Source organism: Oleiphilus sp. HI0132 (assembly GCF_001635845.1).
In genome coordinates this window covers 1-1,140 of sequence record NZ_LWGJ01001321.1, presented here as the reverse complement: position 1 = coordinate 1,140, position 1,140 = coordinate 1, and the positions used below count along the sequence as shown (strand labels likewise).

2 protein-coding genes are annotated in these 1,140 nt (G+C 43.5%); one reads left to right on the top strand and one right to left on the bottom strand.

Features of this window, described 5'->3' with window-relative positions; genetic code table 11:
• Nucleotides 1-139 precede the first annotated feature (139 nt).
• The gene (locus A3766_RS20180) at nucleotides 140-694 is read left to right on the top strand and encodes a hypothetical protein (RefSeq protein ID WP_068514531.1); all 555 of its coding nucleotides are present in this window, start codon (nucleotides 140-142) and stop codon (nucleotides 692-694) included.
• Between the two features lie 14 nt (nucleotides 695-708).
• Here A3766_RS20180 and A3766_RS20175 read toward each other — a convergent pair.
• Nucleotides 709-1,140: AI-2E family transporter (locus A3766_RS20175; protein WP_156509002.1), on the bottom strand; the 432-nt coding region annotated here is incomplete at its 5' end.

The window sequence follows — 1,140 nt, the reverse complement described above, 5'->3', positions numbered from 1 at the left end:
TTGGTAGGTACTTCAGATAGTTTTGGTCTACACTAAAACTATCTGGGCTCACCGGGGTTCGCATAACTTCTGTTCGATTTAGCATGACTACATGCACACCTCCCGAGCTCATCATCAAATTCGCGACGTAGGATAGACCATGGCCAAGAAAGATGAAGTGGAGCACGAGCCACTCACTGAAAAGCAACGAATTACTGCTCTGGAAGAGAGTGTCGGGACGAACAAAATAGTACTACTGGTTGTCGCACTCTTACTAATCGTGATTATTTCTGTTTCGATTACAGTAATAACGATCACCGTCTTCGGAGATGAAGAAGAAGAGTCCGTCAACCTTGAAGTCGTTGAAGAGCTACAGCTACAAATCTCGGAATTGACCAGCCAAAACGAAGCTCAAACTCAACAAATAAAGAGCCTTAAGAAAATATTACCCGTTATCCAGGATCAACTGGGCAATACAAGCAACCTTAAATTGCTTAACGTGGTGATGGAACAAGAAAAAGGTAATCAAGAATTTCTAGAAGCCTTACGTACCGGCATGTATGACCTGGCTCACATGCTACCTGGCTCACGTACCTGGCTCGAAGTTTACGGCGAAAAAGTTGATTTAGCCGAAGCTCATAGCAAAGACAGAGAAAAAGACCTCAAAAGGATTCTAATTCAAAGCGACTCTCAAGATGAAGAGGATCTTTGGTAGCTGCTCATTTAGAACTACCGCTTCTCATCTTTTTCTTGAGCAACATCTGGCCCCATAATGATTGCGATCCAGCGGGTCTCGTCACTGCTTTCAAAGGCAATTTTTAACAGCATGGTCAGTGGGACAGACAGTAACATCCCCACTGGCCCAAGCACCCAACCCCAAAATACCAAAGACAAGAAAACAATCAAAGTAGAAAGCCCTAAGCCCCGCCCCATATAGCGCGGCTCAATAACATTGCCCATCAAGGTATTAACAAATAAATAACCCGCTGCAACCAACAACATATGCAAAGGCCCTAATTGAATTAAGGCCAACAACATCACGGGTACTGCTGCGATAATGGAACCAATATTCGGTACAAAATTTAGAAGATAAGCAATTAAAGCCCACAACAAGGGATATTCAACCCCCAGAATAAGCAACCAGATATAGATTAACCCACC